General features: G+C 45.6%; 21 protein-coding genes. 14 read left to right on the top strand and 7 right to left on the bottom strand.

What is annotated here, in order from left to right; genetic code table 11:
- Positions 1-161: 161 nt before the first annotated feature.
- The 5 genes from G395_RS0117730 to G395_RS0117750 all read left to right on the top strand — a co-directional run bounded on the left by G395_RS0117730 (position 162) and on the right by G395_RS0117750 (position 4,277).
- Positions 162-695 carry a YceI family protein gene (locus G395_RS0117730; RefSeq protein WP_026631288.1) on the top strand — a complete coding sequence of 178 codons (534 nt, stop codon included), beginning with the start codon at positions 162-164 and terminating at the stop codon, positions 693-695.
- 136 nt (positions 696-831) lie between these two features.
- On the top strand, positions 832-2,184 hold the full coding sequence (locus tag G395_RS0117735) for a neutral/alkaline non-lysosomal ceramidase N-terminal domain-containing protein (RefSeq protein ID WP_026631289.1): 1,353 nt from the start codon (positions 832-834) through the stop codon (positions 2,182-2,184).
- 12 nt (positions 2,185-2,196) lie between these two features.
- Positions 2,197-3,282, top strand: coding sequence for a Gfo/Idh/MocA family protein (locus G395_RS0117740; protein WP_026631290.1), 1,086 nt, complete (start codon positions 2,197-2,199; stop codon positions 3,280-3,282).
- Between the two features lie 63 nt (positions 3,283-3,345).
- On the top strand, positions 3,346-3,855 hold the full coding sequence (locus tag G395_RS0117745; protein ID WP_051350226.1) for an acyl-CoA thioesterase: 510 nt from the start codon (positions 3,346-3,348) through the stop codon (positions 3,853-3,855).
- Between the two features lie 8 nt (positions 3,856-3,863).
- The gene (locus G395_RS0117750; protein WP_169720053.1) at positions 3,864-4,277 is read left to right on the top strand and encodes a DUF2141 domain-containing protein; all 414 of its coding nucleotides are present in this window, start codon (positions 3,864-3,866) and stop codon (positions 4,275-4,277) included.
- Here the strand turns inward: G395_RS0117750 and G395_RS0117755 are convergent.
- Entirely contained in the window at positions 4,274-5,830 is a 1,557-nt protein-coding gene (locus G395_RS0117755) for a helicase HerA-like domain-containing protein (RefSeq protein ID WP_026631293.1), read from the bottom strand. The genes G395_RS0117750 and G395_RS0117755 overlap by 4 nt on opposite strands.
- A gap of 218 nt (positions 5,831-6,048) precedes the next feature.
- Between G395_RS0117755 and G395_RS29680 the strand changes: the two genes are divergently transcribed.
- The 4 genes from G395_RS29680 to G395_RS0117775 all read left to right on the top strand — a co-directional run bounded on the left by G395_RS29680 (position 6,049) and on the right by G395_RS0117775 (position 10,633).
- Positions 6,049-7,089 (top strand): alpha-E domain-containing protein, encoded by a 1,041-nt coding sequence (locus tag G395_RS29680; RefSeq protein ID WP_051350227.1) that lies wholly within the window; start codon positions 6,049-6,051, stop codon positions 7,087-7,089.
- A 34-nt stretch (positions 7,090-7,123) separates the two neighbouring features.
- On the top strand, positions 7,124-7,966 hold the full coding sequence (locus G395_RS0117765; protein ID WP_026631294.1) for a transglutaminase family protein: 843 nt from the start codon (positions 7,124-7,126) through the stop codon (positions 7,964-7,966).
- Between the two features lie 109 nt (positions 7,967-8,075).
- Complete coding sequence (glmM, locus tag G395_RS0117770) at positions 8,076-9,488, top strand: phosphoglucosamine mutase (protein ID WP_026631295.1); 1,413 nt, start codon at positions 8,076-8,078, stop codon at positions 9,486-9,488.
- A complete protein-coding gene (locus G395_RS0117775; RefSeq protein ID WP_026631296.1) occupies positions 9,485-10,633 on the top strand; it encodes a cysteine desulfurase family protein in 1,149 nt (382 codons plus the stop codon). Before glmM ends, G395_RS0117775 begins: the two co-directional genes overlap by 4 nt.
- Positions 10,634-10,649: 16 nt before the next feature.
- Here G395_RS0117775 and hemH read toward each other — a convergent pair whose 3' ends face one another.
- From hemH to G395_RS0117805, 6 genes are all read right to left on the bottom strand, one after another.
- Positions 10,650-11,720: a ferrochelatase gene (gene hemH / locus G395_RS0117780; protein WP_026631297.1), complete on the bottom strand. Its 1,071-nt coding sequence runs from the start codon at positions 11,718-11,720 to the stop codon at positions 10,650-10,652.
- Between the two features lie 13 nt (positions 11,721-11,733).
- Positions 11,734-12,681, bottom strand: coding sequence for an N-acetylornithine carbamoyltransferase (locus G395_RS0117785; protein WP_026631298.1), 948 nt, complete (start codon positions 12,679-12,681; stop codon positions 11,734-11,736).
- Between the two features lie 34 nt (positions 12,682-12,715).
- A complete protein-coding gene (locus tag G395_RS0117790; RefSeq protein ID WP_026631299.1) occupies positions 12,716-13,849 on the bottom strand; it encodes an aspartate aminotransferase family protein in 1,134 nt (377 codons plus the stop codon).
- A gap of 38 nt (positions 13,850-13,887) precedes the next feature.
- Positions 13,888-14,871, bottom strand: coding sequence for an N-acetyl-gamma-glutamyl-phosphate reductase (argC, locus tag G395_RS0117795; RefSeq protein ID WP_026631300.1), 984 nt, complete (start codon positions 14,869-14,871; stop codon positions 13,888-13,890).
- Between the two features lies 1 nt (position 14,872).
- Positions 14,873-16,078 carry an argininosuccinate synthase gene (gene argG, locus G395_RS0117800; RefSeq protein WP_026631301.1) on the bottom strand — a complete coding sequence of 402 codons (1,206 nt, stop codon included), beginning with the start codon at positions 16,076-16,078 and terminating at the stop codon, positions 14,873-14,875.
- Positions 16,079-16,215: 137 nt separating this feature from the next.
- Positions 16,216-16,944, bottom strand: coding sequence for a GNAT family N-acetyltransferase (locus G395_RS0117805; RefSeq protein ID WP_026631302.1), 729 nt, complete (start codon positions 16,942-16,944; stop codon positions 16,216-16,218).
- Between the two features lie 363 nt (positions 16,945-17,307).
- On the opposite strand from G395_RS0117805, the gene aat reads away from it, so the two are divergent.
- The 5 genes from aat to G395_RS0117830 all read left to right on the top strand — a co-directional run bounded on the left by aat (position 17,308) and on the right by G395_RS0117830 (position 22,224).
- On the top strand, positions 17,308-17,919 hold the full coding sequence (gene aat / locus G395_RS0117810; RefSeq protein ID WP_026631303.1) for a leucyl/phenylalanyl-tRNA--protein transferase: 612 nt from the start codon (positions 17,308-17,310) through the stop codon (positions 17,917-17,919).
- Positions 17,920-17,996: 77 nt separating this feature from the next.
- Positions 17,997-19,028, top strand: a complete 1,032-nt coding sequence (proB, locus tag G395_RS0117815; RefSeq protein WP_026631304.1) for a glutamate 5-kinase — start codon at positions 17,997-17,999, stop codon at positions 19,026-19,028.
- On the top strand, positions 19,028-20,278 hold the full coding sequence (locus G395_RS0117820) for a glutamate-5-semialdehyde dehydrogenase (RefSeq protein ID WP_026631305.1): 1,251 nt from the start codon (positions 19,028-19,030) through the stop codon (positions 20,276-20,278). Before proB ends, G395_RS0117820 begins: the two co-directional genes overlap by 1 nt.
- The gene (locus G395_RS0117825) at positions 20,272-21,360 is read left to right on the top strand and encodes a M20 family metallo-hydrolase (RefSeq protein ID WP_026631306.1); all 1,089 of its coding nucleotides are present in this window, start codon (positions 20,272-20,274) and stop codon (positions 21,358-21,360) included. Before G395_RS0117820 ends, G395_RS0117825 begins: the two co-directional genes overlap by 7 nt.
- 36 nt (positions 21,361-21,396) lie before the next feature.
- Positions 21,397-22,224: an enoyl-CoA hydratase/isomerase family protein gene (locus G395_RS0117830; RefSeq protein WP_026631307.1), complete on the top strand. Its 828-nt coding sequence runs from the start codon at positions 21,397-21,399 to the stop codon at positions 22,222-22,224.
- The last annotated feature ends 9 nt before the right edge of the window (positions 22,225-22,233 follow it).

Raw genomic sequence — 22,233 nt, forward strand, 5'->3', positions numbered from 1 at the left:
AGTTAAAAATTACGTGCCATTATTTTCGTTTAAACATGCAATACGGGCTGAATTAAAACATTTTAATGGACGTTTATACGTCAGGATTGCTAATTTTAGGATGAATAACAGCACCGGGACGTTCCCGTCTGCAGTTTTTGTAGAATCTAAATTCTTTATCTATGTCAGTTACAAAATGGATCGTAGACCCGGTACATTCGGAAGTACAGTTTAAGATTAAACACCTCGTCATTTCCACCATTACAGGCTCCTTTAATAACTTCGAAGGTGGCGCAACTTCCGACCTGAATAACTTCGAAAATGCTGAAATCCATTTTTCGCTGGATGTGAGCAGTATCGACACCAAGGTTGATTTGCGCGATGCACATTTAAGGTCGGCAGATTTTTTTGATGCAGAACAATTCCCGCATATCACTTTTCAGTCCAATTACTTTCATAAAGTGAAGGGCGATAATTATAAGCTCTCCGGGTTGCTTACATTAAAAGGCATTACAAAGCCCATCGAGCTGAATGCAGAATATGGCGGTTCCGAGCGTGATGCGGATGGGAAACTCAGGATTGGTTTTGAAGTAGAAGGTAGGATCAGCCGCCAGGAATTTGGCCTTAATTACATGCAATTGACCGATTCCGGAGGCTTGGTCATCGGAGAAGATGTAAAGCTGATTGCGAACATTCAATTGGTTAAACAATCTTAAATCATACTATTTACCCGGTCAGTCCGGGATAATGCCCGACATCAGCCGTCACGGAATGTCGGGTTTTTTATGATGAGGATAAAACAAATGTTTGCTCCTTTTGCATATTGGTAACCTAACCTCCCACATTCAATTAATGAGATTCCTTCGAATTTTCCTGCGCATCATCGGGGTGATCGTACTGCTCTTGATACTGACCATTGCTACGATGATCACGACAATGGACGATACGCCATATAAGGAAATGCCCTATTACGGTCAATGGAAAAAGCAGATCAGTAATGTTAAGAAAGATACGGCGAGCGCTTCCGGGCAGTTGCAGGCAGGCTGGGCCAAAGTGAACATTACGCCGCCATCGCCTACACCCACAGCAGGTTATGGCAAGCGCAAGGGCAAGTTGTACACCGCCGTTCACGACTCTGTTTATGTGCGCGCAATGGTCGTAGACAATGGCGGGATCCAGGCAGCAATCATCGCCGCTGACCTGCTGATTGTGCCTCCTACGGTGATCAAGCTGTTACAAGCAAGGCTTACTGAAAAGGAAATTCCCTTCAATCAGGTCTTTTTCGGCGCAACGCATAGCCATAATAGTGTAGGTGGTTGGGGAACGGGGATCTCTTCTTTGTTTTTTTCGGGAGAATATAATCCAGCCACAGTAGAACGTCTTGCAGATGCTATTTTTGAAGCCATCGTACAAGCCAAGGCAAAGCTGGAACCTGTCTCACTGACTTACATGGAATCGATTGACAATGTGGATATCCGGAACAGGCTGGTACGAGAGGAAGGAGAGGTCGATCCTGAGATCCGTTCCGCAGCATTCATTACTAAAAGTGGGAAAAAGGCGATTTTGAGCTCCTATGCGGCACATTCTACGATTTTGAATTCTAATAACGTTGTTTTGTCGAGGGATTATCCCGGCATCCTGGTGGATTCGCTTGAAAAAGGTCGATACGACTTTGCTATGTACATGGCTGGCGCTGTTGGCAGCATGGGGCCGATTGAAAAAGGCTCGGATGATTTCGATGAGTTGAAAAATCAGGCATATGGTGTACAAAAAGCATTACTATCTGATTCAGCATTAAAAGAAAAATCAAGTGGCGCCATGTTGCAGGCAATTACATTGCCCTTGCCCCTGCGTGACCCGTCTCCAAGGCTCACGATGAGCATTAACCTTCGTTCTTGGGTGTTTAAGAAGGCTTTTGGAGATTATCCGGTGTTTGTAAAAGCTTTGCGGATGGGGAACATTCTCATGGTTGGGATGCCGTGCGATTTTTCGGGTGAGCTCGTTGCGGGACTTGATGCTTATGCCAAGACAAAAGGTCTTAATTTAATGGTTACCAGCTTCAACGGAGGCTATATCGGTTACATTACGCATGACAAGCATTTTGATAAAGACCTTTACGAAACCAAAACCATGAGCTGGTATGGCCCTTATAATGGTGCTTATTTGCAAGAGGTGATCAAAGACATTATTGATAAGTTATCCTAAACCAAATCGAATATGAAAACATTGCTGCTTTGTTTACTAGCGCTTTTTAGCATTCAATCTATGGCACAAGCACCTTTAAAAATCGCGGTAGCCGGGCTGAGCCATGGTCACGTCGGCTGGGTTTTCAACCGTTCAGATAAGAAGGATATTGAAATTGTGGGTATTTACGAAACAAACCCGGACCTTGTTCACTTGTTCATGACCAAATACAAGCTGGACAAGAAACTTTTTTATACGGATTTGAATAAAATGCTGGAAGAGGCCAAGCCGGAAGCGGTTTCGGCATTTGGGGCAATAAATGAACATATTGCCATTGTACGCGCCTGTGCGCCCAAAAAAATCCACGTAATGGTGGAAAAACCACTGGCAACTACATTCGCAGATGCAAAGGAAATTCAGAAACTGGCGGATCAGAATGGCATCCAGGTGCTGACCAATTATGAAACATCCTGGTATGCGAGCAATCAGCATGTCCGTGATTTGGTAGAACAAGGGAAACTGGGCGAGATCAGGAAAGTAATGGTGAATGACGGCCACCAGGGGCCGAAAGAAATTGGTGTCAGCAAAGAATTCCTGGCCATTCTCACCGATCCCGTGAAAAACGGAGCAGGAGCATTGGTCGATTTTGGCTGCTATGGAGCCAACTTGATGACTTGGCTTTTGAAGGGTGAACGCCCGCTGTCCGTTACCGCGGTTACGCACCAGAACAAGCCGGACATTTACAAAGAAGTAGATGATGAAGCAACGATCATTTTGCAATATCCTAAGGCACAATGTGTCATTCAGGGTTCGTGGAACTGGTCTTTCGCGCGGAAGGATATGGAAGTGTTTGGGAATAAGGGTTATGCAGTTGCTGTAAATCCTACAACCGTGCGGCAGCGCCTTGCAGAAAAGACGCCGGAAGAAACGATCAAGCTTGATCCGCGCCCTGCGCCGTTCACCGATCCCTTCTCGGTTTTGGCTGATGTAGTGCAGGGTAGATTGAAGCTCGAAAAGAATGATCTTTATGGATTGCCGGTCAATGTCACGGTCGTTGAAATATTAGAAACGGCAAAAGAGTCCGCCAAATCGGGAAAAACCGTTTATTTGAAGAAATAACCTAACATTAAGCATTTGGAACCTCGCTCAGTTCGATTTTCACAGACCACATTAACGGAACTCATGATTCCGTCCTACGCTAATTTCGGCGGAAAAATACATGGAGGCATCCTATTATCGTTGATTGACAAGGTCGCTTATGCATGTGCCGCGCGACATGCGGGTACTTATTGCGTGACGGTTTCAGTCGATGGCGTGGATTTTTTAGAGCCGGTGGAAGTTGGGGATCTGGTTTCGCTCCATGCGTCCGTCAATTATGTAGGCAGGACCTCGCTGGTGATTGGGATCCGGGTGATTGCGGAAAATGTTAAAAACGGAACACAAAGGCATACAAACACTTCCTATGTAACAATGGTGGCGAAGGGAGACGATGATAAACCCACAGTTGTGCCCGAGTTACTGCTCGAAACTGAGGATGATGCCCGCAGATTTCTGGAAGCGATCAAACGTCGTGAATTGAAAGAGAATTATAAGGATGCATTTGATAATGCGAAAACAAGAATGGATGTGCAGGATAATTTGCACAAGCTATCGAATCAGCGCTGTGTAATTGGTTGGGAAACAGATAAATAAAGATGATTATGCTTGTATGGATTGTGAGTTGCCTGCTAGGCTGTTTTGTGGAACCGGCAATGACATTAAACGTTGAGTTTACCAACATCAAAAAGGGTCAGGGAAAACTCTGGATCGCTATTTACAAGCCTGAGGAGAAATTTGCCAGTAAGGAAAAGCCTAAAATTTACAGAATTGTTGACGTGAAAGGTGCTGCGCCTCAGCTTGTTGCATTTGACCTTGCTCCTGGCCGCTATGCATTGGCCGTTTACCACGACCTGAACAGCAACGGTGTGCTGGATAAAAACTTTGTCGGTATTCCTAAAGAACCATACGGTTTCAGCAAAAACTTTCGGCCAAAGTTTTCTGCCCCGAAATTTGAAGATTGTGAATTCGTTTTCAAAGATCCGGGACAGAAAATTAATGTGAAGCTTACAGACTAGAAGCCAAACAACCCGCCACTTTTCTTGCGGGTACCCGTTGTTTTTTTACCAAATAACATTCCGAAAACGCCCCTGACAACCTCTCTGCCGATTTGTTTGGCCAATGGTGAGTTAAGTGCTTCGGAGAGCATTCCTTTTTCTTCTTTCCCTTTTTTTACTTCCGCAACTTCTTCCTGGGCTTTTGCTTCCACCTGTGCATGCGCTTCCATCCGCTTGGTAAGCATTTCATAAGCACTTTCAGGATCGATAGGATCTTTGTATTTCAGGTAAACGTCTGATTGTCTGACGTGGTTATCGTAATCTGCCTGCACCATTGGCCCCATGATCGAGTTAGGCGGAAGCAAATGCGTTGCTGCCACTTCTGTCGGGATTCCTTTTTCATTTAAAACCGTGATCAATGCCTGACCGATCCCTAATGTGGTCAGGATCTGATCGATCGCATAAAAATCTGATTTCGGATATGTCTTAACCGTTTGTTTCAGCGCATCCGCATCCTGCGGCGTAAATGCCCTCAAAACGTGCTGCACGCGGTTTCCTAATTGGGACAAGACCGACACCGGAACGTCCTGGGCCATTTGTGTACAAAAGAAAATTCCAACCCCTTTCGAACGGATAAGCCGCACAACCTGCTCAATTTGATCTAAGAAAGCTTTGGGCGCATCTTTGAACAGCAAATGTGCTTCGTCGAGGAAGAAAACCAGCTTGGGTTTATCTAGGTCTCCCGCCTCAGGCAACTTAGTATAGAGCTCGGCCAACAGACTGAGCATGAATGTCGAAAACAATGCAGGCTTGTCCTGAACATCGGAAATGTTGAGCAAGCTGATCACGCCCTGGCCGTCGACGCGGTTGATAAGATCCGTAATGTCAAAGGATTTTTCACCAAAAATTGTCCCTACGCCCTGTTGTTCAAGGGCAACGATCTTGCGCAGGATTGTCCCCGCTGTGGAGCTTGAAATGCTGCCATAGTCTGCTTTTATCTCTGCTGCTCCCGGTCCCTGGGAAAGATAGTTGAGTACTTTTTTCAAATCGTTGAGATCCACCATAGGCAGATCTTTATCATCGGCATACTTGAAAAGAATGGCCAGAACGCCTGACTGCGTGTCGTTTAGTTCAAATATTTTGGAAAGCAATATCGGCCCGAATTCCAGGATCGTAGCGCGCATCTGAGCGCCTTTCTGGCCGCTTAGAGAATAGAGTTCAACCGGATAACCTTTCGGTTCGAACACCGTTCCCAACGCTGCTGACCTATCCTGCAATGCAGCATTGGTTTGTCCCGCTTGCGCAATGCCCGATAAATCGCCTTTTATATCCGACATAAAAACCGGCACACCCGCAGCAGAAAGCTGTTCTGCTAGCACTTGCAACGTCCGTGTTTTTCCCGATCCCGTTGCGCCAGCCACCAATCCATGCCGGTTCATCATGCGCAAAGGCAGATTAACCTGTGCTTCTTCAAGGATTTCGCCGTCCAGGATGGCGGAACCTAAATGGATCACAGGTTTGTCGGTTCGGTAGGATTTTTGGATAGCTGCAACAAATTGTTCTTTTTTTGACACGGGAATAAAGGTTATGTTTATGGATTGTTAATTTACAAAAATTAAATGTTTCAGGAATTTTTCACACAATCGCCCCTTATTTTCTTGTTATAATAATCTTTCGAGAACTTATATTACTTTTCGTAGGTTATTGTATTTGCAAAATTTTATTAGGTATTTTGGTATGATTGCTTAGGAATTATTCTGATTAAACATTTTAAAGACAACAGTTTCAATTTATGCTTAGCCGAGTTGCCAATTCAATATACTGGATGAATCGTTACATAGAACGGGTTGAAAACTACGCTCGGTTTGTGGGAGTTAATTTTAATCTGGCATTGGACCTGCCGCCCGACGTGGACGAGCAATGGGAACCGCTTCTGATTGCAACTGCTGATCATTATTTGTTTTATAAATATTACGAAAAGCCTACGAAAGAGGACGTTATACATTTTATGACGTTTGATAAGAGAAATCCCAATTCCATCATTAGTTGCTTGTACGAAGCGCGTGAAAATGCGCGGACGATCCGGGAAACCATTTCTAAGGAAATGTGGGAGAGTATCAATACTTTTTATCTTTCCATCCGCAGCACAAATCCGGATAATTTCCGGAATATGGACCATATGCAGTCCTATTTCACGGATATCCGCAAGAGTTGCCAGCTTTTTCACGGCGTTGTGGATTCTTCCATTACACGCAATGAGGCGTGGCATTTTGGGCGTTTAGGACGGCATATAGAGCGTGCAGACAAATGTTCGCGTTTTCTGGATGTGAAGTATTTTACATTGTTACAAGACTCCGGAACGTCAGGTTCCACGCTTGATTTAATGCTCTGGACGGCGGTTTTGAAATCGGTAAGCGCATATAATATGTACAGGCAGACGCACCGTGCGCTCACGCCGATGAACATTGTGGCTTTCCTTATTCTGGATAAGTTATTCCCGAGATCCATTGCTTATTGCGTGCGGCAGGCCGAGCTTTCCTTGTACGCGATTGCCGGGTCGATTCCCGAACGCGGCCACACTAATGCTGCTGAACGTGTATTAAGCAAAATCCGGACAGAACTGGAATTTACAGACGTGGAAGACGTTTTTAAAATGGGCCTTCATGAGTATCTGGATAAATTTCAGACTAAAAATAACGAAGTAGACAACGCGATTTTCGATATGTATTTTGGCTTGGAAAAAGGTCAGTCTCAAAGCCAGTCCCAGGGGAATTCACAGAGTCAGACGCAAAGCCAATCATCCGGGCAGTTCAAAACGCAGTGGATGAATTGACCAAAACCATCACAACTAATTGACCGGAAAGTTTATGAATTTAAAAGTCCGGCACGCTCTGGAATATCAGTACACTGCTCCGATAGTCCTGGAAATGCACACATTGTATTTGTATCCAAGATCTTATCCGCACCAGCGATTACTGGAATATAACCTGTCCATTGATCCGCAACCCTCTAAAATCGTTAAAAATGTAGATGTCGAAGGCAATGTTCAGCATTTGATTTACTTCTATAATCAACCTTACAGCAGGCTTTTTGTAGAAGCATCCATAACCGTGAGCTCGGAGCCGGTGAATGTTTTCGACTTTGTGTTTTATCCTTTCGAGACCAGCAAAATCCCTTTTTTATACGATAACCGGATTTATAAATACCTGATCCCGTATCTGGACAAAACTGACGCAACGCAGCAAGTGGAGCAGTTTGCCCGGAAAATCGCTGCGCATGTTAACTACGCAACCATTCCTTTCCTGGTGGAAATGAGCCAGTATATCAGCCAAAACTTTGTGTATCAGCACCGTGAATATGGCAATGCTTATCCTCCGGATGATACATTGCGGGATAGGAGCGGGTCATGCCGTGAATTCGCCCGTTTGTTCATTGGCGCTTGCCGAAGCCTGGGAATTGCGGCAAGATTCGTGAGCGGATATTTATACGGAAATCCTCAGCAGGCACACGAATTGCATGCATGGGCGGAAGTCTTTCTGCCCGGCGCAGGTTGGCGGGGATTTGACCCCACGGAAGGTAAAGCTGTGATAAACAAACATATCAGCATGGGAACATCCGCAGATTACGACCAGCTGGCGCCTGTGATGGGTTCATTTTTGGGATATACAGGCTCCCGGCTTACGACCAATGTAGACATTGAGTTACTATAAGGCTAGCACCAACGATAAGTCAAATGTTACTTTTGTTTCAAGAAAAATCGGACAGTAGAGAGGGAAATTTAGTATTTTTGCAACCAAACAAAAAGAGGAATTCTAGATCGTGACGTTAATTAAATCTATCTCAGGAATCAGAGGTATCGTGGGTGGAAAATCGGGTGAGGCGCTGACTCCGATTGATGTTGTTAAGTTTGCAGCGGCTTACGGAACATGGCTGAGGCGTACAAATCCACAAAATTTAAAGGTTATTATTGGCAGGGACGCACGCTTATCCGGTGAAATGGTGAGCCGCCTTGTTGCCGGGACATTGCAGGGAGTCGGACTTCATGTAACTGATCTGGGCCTATCCACTACGCCTACTGTTGAGATTGCCGTTACGGCCGAAGGAGCAGCAGGAGGGATTATTTTAACAGCAAGCCACAACCCGATTCAATGGAATGCGCTGAAACTGCTGAACCACGACGGAGAATTTATTTCCGAGGAAGAAGGTGCAGAAGTTTTGAGGATTGCCGACGAGGAAGATTTTGTTTTTGTTGACGTTAAAAAATTGGGAAGCTACGTTGCGGATGATACATATTTACAAAAGCATATAGATCAGGTTCTTGCACTTCCGTTGGTGGATGTGGAAGCCATTACGAATGCAAATTTCAGGATCGTTGTTGATGCTGTCAATTCTACGGGCGGAATCGTTGTTCCGATGCTCCTGGAAGCGTTAGGTGTTTCTACAAAGAACATTAAGAAGTTAAATTGCGAGCCTACCGGCAATTTTGCCCACAATCCGGAGCCGCTTCCTGAACATTTGCGTGAGATCAGCAAAGAGCTGAATGATGGTTCTTTCAATCTCGGCATTGTCGTGGATCCAGATGTGGACCGTCTGGCGCTGATGTGTGAGGACGGAACGCCGTTCGGAGAAGAATATACATTGGTGGCCGTTGCAGATTATGTGCTTAAAAACACACCTGGTAACACGGTTTCCAACTTATCGTCCACGGCAGCATTACGCGACGTGACGATTAAAGCAGGAGGAAAATATTTTGCTTCGGCAGTAGGTGAGGTGAATGTTGTGAATATGATGAAAGCGAATCAAGCGATCATTGGTGGTGAAGGAAATGGCGGGGTGATTTATCCTGAAAGCCATTACGGACGCGATGCTTTGGTTGGAATTGCTTTATTTCTGACGCATTTGGCTAAGTTCGGCAAAACTGCTTCTGTGCTGCGCCGCTCATATCCAAGTTATTATATTTCAAAAAATAAGATTGAATTAACGCCGGATATCAATGTGGACAACATTCTAAGCCGCATTCAAACGCGTTATTCTAAACAACCTTTGAACACCATTGATGGTGTGCGCATTGAATTTGACAGGGAATGGGTGCATTTGCGCAAATCCAATACAGAGCCGATTATTCGCATTTATTCTGAGTCGGAAACGCAAACGACTGCCATTAACCTGGCGAACAAGATCATTTCAGACATTAAGGAGATCATCTCCGAGCCAAAAAACAGGCAACAATGAAAGTTTATTTGGACAACGCTGCTACTACGCGCCTTGATCCGGAAGTGTTGGAGGTCATGTTGCCGCTTATGACCGAGCAATTCGGCAATCCTTCTTCCATACATTCCTTCGGGAGGGCAGTCAGGTCATCTATTGAAAAAGCCAGAAAAAGCATTGCAGGGATTTTAAATGCAGCTCCTGCGGAAATATTCTTTACATCAGGCGGCACGGAAGCAGATAACACAGCGATCCGTTCCAGCATTGAAACACTTGGATTAAAACACGCCATCACGTCCCGCATCGAGCATCATGCCGTTTTGCATACGCTCGAACATCTTCAAAAGTCGGGACAAATTCAGCTGAGTTTTGTAAATCTTAACGAAAAAGGAGAGGTTGATTTACAGCATTTGGAAACATTGCTGCAATCCAATTCCCGCTCGCTGGTTTCGTTAATGCATGGCAACAACGAGATTGGCAATTTGCTCGATCTGGAAGCAGTAGGCGACATTTGCGAAAAATACAATGCTGTTTTTCACAGCGATACGGTGCAGACGATGGGTCATTATAAACATGATCTTCAAAAGTTGAAAACCAATTTTATCGTCGGCGCTGCCCATAAATTCAATGGCCCGAAAGGCGTTGGTTTCTTGTATATGCGTCCGGGAATCAAGATTGCTCCTTTCGTACACGGAGGCGCGCAGGAGCGTAACATGCGTGGCGGAACGGAAAACATTTACGGTATTGTGGGCTTAGTAAAAGCATTGGAAATCGCCTACCGCGACATGGATGCGCACCGTAAGCACATTGAAAACCTGAAACTTCGCATGATCGACAAATTGACGAACAGCATTGAAGGCATCACATTCAACGGCAATTCGGCGGATTTGGACAAAAGTCTTTACACTGTGCTGAATGTCAGCCTGCCGCCTTCCGATATTAGTGATATGCTGCTTTTCAACCTGGATATTGCAGGCGTTGCAGTCTCAGGAGGAAGCGCTTGCGCTAGTGGGACGGAAATAGGGTCACACGTGCTGACGGAGTTGAAAATAGATGAGAACCGCGCTAATGTTCGTTTCTCTTTTGGAAAATATAATACGGAAGATGAAATTGATTACGCCGTGCATACGCTGGCGGAATTGTATAAAAAGGAAAGTGTAGTTTTATAAAGCAAAAAAGCGGTTATCAAACCGCTTTTTTTATGATGTCTTCCAAAGTTTCGATCCAGATGTCACTGTCATTCAAGCTCTCCACCAACTGCCAGTGCTGACCGCCTTCTTTCTCAAAAATCTCTTTATATTCTTCACCAACTTCAATCGTCGTTTCCAAACAATCGGCAACGAATGCAGGCGAAAATGCAAGGACGCTTTTCACACCTTTTTTGGTCAATTCAGGAATCACTTCATCCGTATAAGGCTTTATCCAGGGATTTTTGCCCAATCGTGACTGGAAGCAAGTCGTATAAGTGCCTTCTTTTAAGCCCAATCCTTTCACCAGCAAACGAGTCGTTTCAAAGCATTGCGCACGATAACAATGTTGGTTTCTTGCATCCAAATGATCGCAGCAAGATCCGAATTGGCAGAAACTGCCTGTTACGTCGCCTTTTGTAATCTGTCTTTCAGGCAATCCGTGGTAACTGAAAATCACATGGTCATAATGTTGCTGCGCCATGTATTTTTTGCCCAGATTCACAAAACCTTCGATAAATTTAGGATGATCCAGGAAGCGGTTGATGAATTTGATCTCCGGCAAAACTTCCCAATCCTGCACCACGCGCATCACTTCTTTGTATACAGAACCTGTTGAAGCTGAGGCATATTGTGGGAAAAATGGAACGATAATGATTTCGGAAAGTGTTTGCTTTCTTAATTCTTTCAAACCGTTTTCAATGCTCGGGCTTTGGTAACGCATCGCAAGTTCCACAACATAATCATCACCGAGCACGCGCTGCAATTTTTCCTTTACCGAAAAGCCGTAAATTTTCAAAGGCGATCCGTCCGGTCTCCAAAGCTGCTTGTAAACTTTTGCTGATTTTGGAGCCCTGAATGGTGCGATTATGAGGTTAATCAGCATCCACCGGTTAATGTATGGAATGTCGATCACACGCTCGTCCATCAGGAACTCGCGCAGATATTTGCGTACATCAGGCACGGACGGGCTATCCGGCGTTCCCAGATTAACGATCAGGACGCCTGTTTTGCGGACCGATTTTATGTTTGTTGAGCTGTCTGGCTGTGCCAATGTTTCCGTATTCATTCTTTCAATCATTTCAAATATGTAGCAAAACTTCACGCAACGCCGCCTGCGCGGACCATTCGCGGTTTGCCGCTTGTTCAATCACCAGTGATCTTGGTCCATCCAAAACCTCATCCGCAACTTTCATATTCCGGCGCAAGGGCAGGCAATGCATGAATTTTCCATTATCCGTCCGGGACATTTTCGCTTCCGTGATCATCCAGGAAGGATCGCTCGTCAGAACCTGTCCGTAATGCTGGTAGGACGACCAGTTTTTGCCATAAACAAAATCGGCACCTTCCAGGGCCTTGTCCTGATCGTAAATCACCTGACCTTTTCCAACAAATTCCGGCGCAAGATCATAACCTTCGGGATGTGTGATCACAAGTTCCACGTCCATCGGGTTCATCCATTCGCAAAACGAATTGGCAACGGCCTGCGGCAATGCTTTGAAATGGGGCAGCCACGTCAAAACGACCTTAGGACGCTGTTTGATCTTAAATTCTTCAATGGTAATGCAATCTGCAAGGGACTGTAACGGATGCCTTGTGGCCGATTCCAGGTTAATGATCGGGACATCAGCGTATTTTTTAAATTGCTGAAAAACAATCTCCGCATAATCCTTCTCCCGGTCCTGCAAGCCTGCAAACGACCGGATACCGATGATATCGCAATAACTGCCGATCACAGCCGCAGCTTCCTTCACGTGCTCGGCCTTATCACCGTTCATGATCACGCCTTCCTCCATTTCCAAACCCCATCCATCCTGGCCAACATTCATCGTAATCACATTAAGCCCAAGGTTTTGCGCCGCTTTTTGCGTGCTGATCCTTGTCCTTAAACTTGAATTGAAAAATAGCAGTCCGATGGTTTTGTTTTTCCCTAACTCAATGTCTGCAAATGGGTTACGCTTGGCTGCGATGCCATTGGAGATCAGCTGGTTCAGGTCGGTTACGTCGTTAATGGAAAGAAAGTGTTTCATTCAGTTCGGTAATTTCTGCGGCGTTTAGGTTATATTAAATGGCAACGGATGTCTCTTTTTTCAATGCTTCCAGGAATTGATCGGCCTCTTCTTTGCCCAAAGCAAGCGAAGGCAGCAAACGAATGGTGTTGGCGCCCGCCACTCCTGTGAACATTTTATAGTCAAATAAAAGTTTGTTGCGAAGGTCCTTCACCGGGAAATCATATTCGATCCCGATCATTAACCCACGTCCTCTCAGCTCTTTATATCCTCCGATTTCTTCGATTCCTTTTAAAAGATAATCGCCGATTTCCGCGGCGTTATCCAGCAAGTTTTCATCCTTCATGATATCCAGGACCGCGACGCCGGCCGCACATGCCAGATGATTCCCGCCAAAAGTGGTTCCCAGCATGCCATAACTCGCTTTAAACTTTGGAGAAATCAGGATTCCACCGATCGGGAAGCCATTGCCCATGCCTTTGGCCATGGACATAATATCCGGATCAATGCCGCTAAACCGGTGCGAGAAGAATTTCCCAGTCCGTCCGTAACCGCATTGCACGCTATCAAGGATCAGAACGGCACCCGTTTCATCACATTTGCGTCTTAATGTCTGCAGAAATTCATCCGAACTCACATGAATGCCACCCACACCCTGAATCCCCTCAACGATCACCGCGCAAACTTCATCCGTAATGCCGTTTTCCACAGCCTGCACATCATTGAACGGCAGGAATGTCACGTGTTCTTTATAGTTAACCGGGGCAACAATAGAAGCATTATCTGTCGCCGCCACCGCGCCAGCCGTCCGGCCGTGAAACGATTTTGTAAACGAAATAACCTTCTTGCGACCGTTATGGAACGAAGCCAGCTTCAAAGCATTCTCATTCGCCTCCGCGCCCGAGTTGCATAAAAACAGCTTATAATCCGGATATCCAGAAAGTTCGCCCAGCTTCTCAGCCAATTCCTCCTGCAAAGAAATCTTCACCGAATTGGAATAAAAACTGATCGCATTCAGCTGTTTCGTGAGCATATCCACATAGTAAGGATGGCAATGCCCCACAGAAATCACCGCATGCCCGCCATAAAGGTCGAGATACTTGGTCCCATTCTGGTCCCACAAATAACTCCCCTGCGCCTTCACCGGCTCTATATCGTAGATGGGGTAAACATCGAATAAGTGTGACATGGCTTGAATTGTTATGTCTTTAAATGGGTGTTAATAATTTAAAACGCCGGCGCTTTCAACCGCAACCCTGCATCCTCCGGCAAATCGAATAGCAGATTCATATTCTGAACAGCCTGGCCCGAGGCGCCTTTTGTGAGATTATCGATAATGCTGGTAATCAGTAACTGTCCGTCGTGCACTTCGAGGTTGATGAAACATTTGTTGGTATTTACAACTTGCTTCAAGTCAATCGGTGCGACGCTTATGTGCGTGAACGGGTGTAAGGCGTAGAAGTTTTTGTAAATGCTTTTAGCCTCTTCCAATGTGCCTTCAAATGCTGTATAAACATTCGCCATGATGCCGCGTGTATAATCACCGCGGTAAGGGACAAAGTTGATTGCCTTGTCAAAGCCATTTTGCAATTTGCCCAGACTCATTTTGATCTCGGTCAAATGCTGATGCGTGAATGCTTTGTAAATGGAGATGTTGTTGCTTCTCCAAGAAAAATGGGTCGTCGCACTCAATGCCTGGCCGGCTCCTGTGCTGCCAGTAACGGCGCTTATGTGAATATCATCTTGGATCAAACCTGCCTGCGCCAATGGTAAGATGGCTAGTTCAATGGTGGTCGCGAAACAGCCTGGGTTAGCAATTTTCGTCGCTGTCTTAATTGTTTCCCGTTGCAATTCTGGTAATCCATAAATAAAGCCATTCGACTCATCACGGAAATCCGTGCTCAGGTCAATGACCTTTACATTTTCAGGAACCATAAACTCATTCAGGAATTTCTGTGATTCGCCATGTCCTGAGCAAAGGAAAATTGCGTGAAGATCCGCCTGGTTCAAAAGCGTTTGGATGTCATCACCAGAAAATGTAAGCTCCGTATCCCCCAGTAAATCCGTATGCGTTGCATAAACCGGCTTTCCAACCTGGCTTTTGCTATGCGCGAAAGCAATGGTTGCACTTGGATGATTGAGCAATATTCTGATCAGTTCCCCACCGGTGTAACCCGCCGCGCCGATTATGCCTATGTTGATTTTTGTCATTTCAGTCATTATTCACGGACTCACTTACCTTCTGATAAATCATTACCTGGTTAGAAGCCACTTTTGAGAAACCTCTTACGTCGTCGCCGGTCCAGGCGTTGTTCATTTCGCCGTAGCTGCCGAATTTAGAGGACATTAGGTCGAATGGGGATTCGATACCTTCTACATGGAAGCGGTAAGGGGCCAGGTGAACGTGCACTTTGCCAGTTACATGTGCTTGTGTATCAGTAAGAAACGTTTCAATGTTACGCATGACCGGCTCCACAAACTGGCCTTTGTGCAGCAAACTGCCATACCAATTGGAAAGTTGCTCTTTCCAGTAAAGCTGCTGCTCGCTCAAAACGTGCTTTTCCAATGTATGGTGCGCCTTGATAATGATCAGCGGAGCAGCGGCTTCAAAGCCAACCCGACCTTTAATCCCAATAATTGTATCACCCACGTGAATGTCGCGGCCAATTCCGAACGGCTGTGCGATGGCAGCAAGTTTTTGAATGGCTTCAACAGAAGTCCCCAACTGTTCACCAGCCACACTTTTCAATTCGCCTTTTTCGAATTCCAATGTGATCCTTTCCGGCTCTGTTTTGGTGATTTGCGTAGGCCAGGCTGATTCCGGAAGATATTGATCGGAGGTTAATGTCTCTTTTCCACCAACCGATGTGCCCCAAAGGCCTTTGTTAATGCTATATGCAGCTTTGGCCCATTCGCGGCCAACGCCTTTTTTTGTTAGATATTCAATTTCTGCCTCACGCGAAAGTTTCAAATCCCGGATCGGGGTAATGATCTCAGCCTCAGGAATGATAATGCGAAAAGCCATATCAAAACGAACCTGGTCATTTCCTGCGCCTGTGCTTCCATGCGCAATCGCATTAGCCCCAATTTCCTTTGCATATTCTGCAACGGCAACAGCTTGAAAAACACGCTCAGCACTTACTGAAAGCGGATAAGTGTTGTTTTTAAGGATATTCCCGAAAATCAGATATTTAATGCAGTCATTGTAGTAATCACTTGTTTTTGTGATCGTTGCATGCTGTTTCACACCCAAAGCATACGCATTGGCCTCGATTGTTTTCAGTTCTTCTTCGGAAAAACCACCTGTATCAACCAAAACCGAATGGACTTCGTAACCTTTGTCTTCGGCTAAATATTTTACACAAAAAGAGGTGTCTAATCCACCGCTGAACGCTAATACTACTTTGGGTTGTGACATTATATTAAAATCTGATTCTGACTAAATGCTTAAATTGGAGTACAAAAGTAACAAAAAAATACCTCGCTTCGGGCCAAAAAACGGCTGCCGGGCGAGGTATTTAAGAGATATATAAATCTGTAAATAAAGGCTGTACTTTAATGTACGAGCAATGTGCCGGCGTTTTTCTTTTTAGCGCGTTCCTCCCTTCGCAATAGAATGCGTTGCTTAATGCGCATCCAGCGCTCGTACAAGCTCGATTCTTTCAAAAAATCCCAGGAATGCTTTTCAGGTTCTACACCAGCCGTAACCGCCACTTCTTCTTTCTTTTTATCCTCAGGATTGTACATCATTCCTGTGCATAAGCAGTGTTTTCTGCCGGTCCGGGTCAATACATCGTAATTTACACAGCTTGCACATCCTTTCCAGAATGCATCATCAGCAGGTAACTCGCTGAAAGTCACAGGCTCATAACCCAGATCAGAATTGATCTTCATCACGGGCAAACTGGTTGTAATGCCAATGATCTTTGCATCAGGATATTTTTGGCGCGATAATTCAAAAGCTTTTTGTTTGATCGCTTTGGCCATTCCGCTGTTACGGAAATCGGGATGTACGATTAAGCCTGAGTTTGCAACAAATTTGCCGTGTTCCCACGTTTCAATGTAACAAAAACCTACCCATTCGCCGGTGTCGGTGGTTGCGATGATCGCTTTCCCTTCCACCATTTTTTCCATTATATATACAGGAGAACGTTTGGCGATACCAGTACCACGCTTTTTGGCGCTCTCTTCCATCTCTGCGCAAATAATTTCCGCAAAGTGAAGATGATTTTCATTGGCAGTCTGAACTATAAACTTACTGCCCACTACTTCGGTATTTTTCATTGATGGCGATGCTGACAAAAATGTTCGAAACAATAATTATTACACCCAGAGAAAACGATGGGACGTTTTGAAAATTGGAAAAGTTGGTGGGTATAAAAGTTTTACCACGTAGGTAAAAAGAAATTATGCGGTCCGGGGGGACCTGAATCGAAAAGGCGTAGTATGAAGAACAGTATGTATGCCGTTGTCGTTCATTGACTTGCTAGTGCGTCTAAGAGGCTGCAAATTTTGAAAAAAAAATTGTCACTCCAAAGAAACAGAAGATATATTTTTATGGTTCGATTTTGAATAAAAGTTTTTATTACTTACCCGCTCGCGTTTTGTACAAAACCGAGGCATACCCATTTTTAAAATATGACTTTCATGTCAGCAATTAGTACAGATGACCTTTTGAACGGATATATAAATGGGATTTTCCCAATGGCCGAGCCGGACGGGACCATTTATTGGTATTCGCCAAACCCCCGGGCCATTATTCCCATTGACACCTATAAACCTTCCAAGTCCCTTCGGCCTGTTTTGAATAAAAAATACTTTGATATAAGGGTTAACTGGGATTTTGAAGGCGTGATGCGCGGCTGCTCAGCGCCACGGGCTACGGAGCCGGGAACGTGGATTTCGGAAGAGATCATTGCGTCCTACACCGCGCTGCACGAGCTTGGTTATGCGCATAGCGTGGAGACTTATCGCGAAAATAAGCTCGTGGGGGGGCTTTATGGCGTTTCGATTAATGGTGTTTTCTTTGGGGAATCGATGTTTTCGTATGAAAGCAATGCTTCGAAGGTGGCGTTTCATTATCTGATCCAAATCCTGCGAATGAACCGCTTTGTGTTGCTCGATACGCAGTTTATCAATGACAATGTGCTGCGTTATGGTGCTATTGAAATTCCGCGTGAGCACTATCTGCACCAGCTGGAAAATGCTTTAAAGCTGAAAAGACGCTTCAACGGCAAAGTGCTGGAAGACATTCTTTGAATAATTTTCTACTTTTAGGCTCAGATTCAGACTTGGGACCGCCCTTTGGCCTGCGTCCCGTTCAAGCCCTATTTAAAGTGTCAAAACCAATACTCGTAATCAAATTCGGGACTGCCTCCATAACCCTTCCCTCAGGTGAACCTGACGTCAGGATCATTTCGGAAATAGCGCGGCAGGTTTCGGAGATCCATTCGCAATACAGGATTATCATTGTTTCTTCCGGCGCCGTAGGTGCGGGGAAGGCTTATATACAGGATTACAAAGGCACGATGACGCAGCGTAAAGCAGCCGCGTCCGTTGGAAATCCGCTTTTGGTGGGTTTGTACGCATCTTATTTTGCGCCAAATAAAATATACATTGCCCAAAGTCTGTGCGAAAGGCAGCATTTTGCCAATCGCGCCAAGTTTCTGCAATTGAAGGAAACGTTCGAGGAGTTGTGGGAAAACAACATTATCCCGATCGTAAACGAGAATGACGTTGTGAGCGACCGTGAATTGAAATTTTCGGACAACGATGAGCTGGCCACATTGCTGGCCGTGGGTTTTGGGGCTGAATCGCTGATGTTCTGCACGTCGGTGGGCGGTTTGCTGGACGAGCACGGCAACATTCTCAGGAACGTATCGAATGTAAACGAGGTTTTCAAATTTGTAAGAACGGATAAATCCTTCCTCGGTCTGGGCGGAATGGCTTCGAAACTAACATTCGCCAAACTGGCCGCCAGAATGGCGATTAAGGTCGTTATTTTTGGGATGAAGCAGGAAAACGAACTGCTCGAAGCATTGAAAGGCAACGCGGGAACATTGATAAACCCTGGCAAAAGCACACTTTCTGCCCGAAACAGGTGGTTAGGAAGCGGCGGGCTCGTTTCCGGAACATTGCAGATCGACGAAGGCGCGTCGAAAGCATTATTAAAAAGGAAAAGCTTACTGGCCGTGGGCGTGATGGAAGTAACGGGCGAATTTGAGGCCGGTGAAATCATCGAAATTTACACAGCAGCCGGCGAAATGGTCGCTGTTGCGCGCGCCAGGGAAAATTCGGCCGCTATCCGGGCCAATTTGAAGACAATGAATTTTGAAGTGGCGCATGCCAACGACATCGTACTATTATAATGGAATCCATTTTACCTCTTTTAGAACAAACCCAAAAGGCAGCCGCCTCGGTCAGGAACCTGACGGGCCAGCAGCGGTCGGACCTTTTGCTGAACATTGCCGGGCAGGTGCAGGCTAATGTTGCGAACATTATTGCGGCCAATCAAAAAGACCTTGATGTGATGGACGACGCCGACCCGAAAAAGGACCGGCTGTTGTTGAACGAACAAAGAATTCAGGCATTGGCGCAAAGTCTGCGCGACGTGGCGGCTCTGCCGGATCCGAGCGGCGAAGTGCTTTTGGAGCGTACGATCGAGCAGGGTTTGTCGCTGCGTAAAATTGCCGTTCCGTTGGGTGTAGTGGGCGTTATTTACGAATCACGGCCAAATGTTACTTTGGACGTGGCGTCGCTTTGCCTTCGTTCGGGCAATGCGTGTGTGTTAAAAGGAGGCAAAGAAGCGCATTTCTCGAACTTGTTTCTGGTGGGTTTGATCCACCGCGCATTAATAGAATTTGATATTGATCCTGCGGCGGTTATGCTGCTTCCAACAGACCGGAAGTTTGTAACCGAGCTGCTTACTGCAACGCGATTTGTGGACATTATCATCCCAAGAGGATCAGAAAGTCTGATCAAATTTGTGCGTGAGAATTCGCTCGTTCCGACTATTGAAACGGGTGCAGGCGTTTGTCATACATATATTGAAAAAACCGGTGATCTGGACAAAGCAGCTGCGATTGTAGTAAATGCGAAGGTTTCCCGGCCATCGGTTTGCAATTCGCTGGACACGATTTTAGTGGACAGGGAAGTGGCAGCCGAACTTTTGCCGAAACTGAAAGCTGATTTTATCAAATGGAATGTTGAGGTTTTTGCGGATCAAACGTCTTATGCGATATTTAAAGAAGACGGTTACCCCATGCTGCAGCATGCGGAGGAGGAAGATTTTGGGAGGGAATTTTTGGATTACAAATGTTCGGTTAAGGTTGTAAACGGTTTGGATGAGGCTTTGGAGCATATAAGGGCACATTCTTCCAGGCATTCCGAGGCGATTATTTCAAAGGACGAAGCCAAGATTGAGCGGTTTTTGGGAGAAGTGGATGCTGCTGCGGTTTATGCCAATGCTTCCACAAGATTTACGGATGGCGCTGTGTTCGCATTAGGCGCGGAAATTGGCATATCCACCCAAAAATTGCACGCACGCGGACCTTTCGCACTCGAAAAGCTCGTAACAGAAAAATGGATTGTTAAAGGGGACGGCCAAGTAAGATGGTAAGCGCATTGGAAAACATACAAACATTGACAAATGAGGCGATTGCACTGCTGAAAAGCCTGATCGAAACGCCTTCATTCAGTAAGGAAGAAGACAAAACTGCGCAACTGATTGCAGCATATTTTGAATCAAAAAACATTCCGTTTCAACAAAAAAAGAACAATTTGTGGGCCTATAATCGCCATTTTGATAAGCATAAGCCAACATTGCTTTTAAACTCTCACCATGATACGGTCAAACCCAATAAATCCTGGACACTGGATCCATTTAAGGCTATTGTGGGTGATGATAAATTGTTCGGATTGGGCAGTAATGATGCGGGCGGATGCCTTGTTTCACTGATTGCGACATTTTGCCATTTCTATGATCGGTCTGATCTAAATTATAACATTGCCATTGCCACCACTGCAGAAGAGGAAATTTCGGGAAAAGAAGGTTTGGAAATTGTTGTTCCTGAGTTGCCTGAAATCGCGTTTGCCATTGTGGGCGAGCCAACTGAAATGCATTTGGCGGTTGCTGAAAAAGGATTGCTGGTTTTGGATTGCACGGCAAAGGGAAAATCTGGCCACGCGGCGCGGGAAGAAGGTGATAATGCTATTTACAAAGCATTGAAGGACATTAACTGGATCCAGGAATACAAGTTTCCAAAGGTTTCACCCACATTAGGACCTGTGAAAATGTCCGTAACGATCATTAATGCGGGAACACAGCATAATGTTGTTCCTGACGCGTGCAACTTCACGATCGACGTGCGTGTGACGGATCAATATACATTGGAAGAGGTGATTGAAGTCATTCAGGCCAACATTCAATCCGAAGTTTCGGCCCGGTCCATTCGTTTGCGGCCTTCGAGCATTCCGATGGATCATCCCATTGTGCTGGAAGGTTTGAAGTTGGGAAGAGAAGCTTATGGTTCGCCGACCACTTCGGACCAGGCTTTGCTGGATTGCCCATCATTGAAAATGGGGCCGGGACATTCGGCAAGGTCGCATAGTGCGGATGAATTTATCTATCTTCATGAGATCGAGGCGGGGATTAGGCAGTATGTCACAATGCTGGAAGGCGTTGTCAGGAAGCCTGCGTAAGCGCTCCGCATTTCAGAAACGCTAACCGGCGCCATTATGCGATTTTACACAAAGGAAGATGTTCAGGATTTCGATTCGGTAAAGTTTTTGTATATCAAAATGGCTTTATCCGGTCACATCTTCACCATCACACTCAGCCGCCCCGAAAAGCGAAACGCTTTCACGCCGACGATGGCTGAGGAAATCATCTTTGCGCTCGCATATGCACATTACCATAGTGAAATTCGCTGCCTGATCATCAATGCAGAAGGTTCCGTTTTCTGCGCGGGTGCTGATTTAAATGCATTTCACGATCCTTCCGCCAATACTAAAAACCCCACATTACCTGAAATCCGAGAAGAGGTCAGGTTAGGCGATGCATTCAATGCAGTCTGCAAACCCATTATTGCACAAGTGCAAGGACCGGTTTTAGCGGGCGGATTCCTGATCATTTGCGGCTGCACATTTGTTTTCAGTGCCGAAGATGCTGTTTTCAGCTTACCAGAAGTGAAGCGCGGAATTTGGCCGATGCAGGTGATGGCCTCGCTAAGCAAGATCATTCCAGCCCGAAAAATGTTGGAAATGTGCATCACTGGAAATGCTTATAATGCGGATGAAGCGTTGAAATTGGGATTAATAACCTACATTTCTGAGGCGGACAACATTGCGGATGAAGTCATGCAAATGGCTGAGCAAATCTCCCAAAATGCGCCATTTGCCATTCAGCAAGGCATGCAGGCATTTCAAAAACTCAGTGAAATCCCTGAAAGTGAGCAGCATCGCTTCCTGAAAGCACAGCTGGATCTGATCCTTCACTCTGAGGATGCCAAAGAAGGAACGCAGGCTTTTAAGGAAAAAAGAAGCCCGGTCTGGAAAGGGAAATGATAATGAAGT

It is taken from the genome of Dyadobacter alkalitolerans DSM 23607 (assembly GCF_000428845.1).
In the GTDB taxonomy this organism is placed as follows: Bacteria; Bacteroidota; Bacteroidia; order Cytophagales; family Spirosomataceae; genus Dyadobacter; species Dyadobacter alkalitolerans.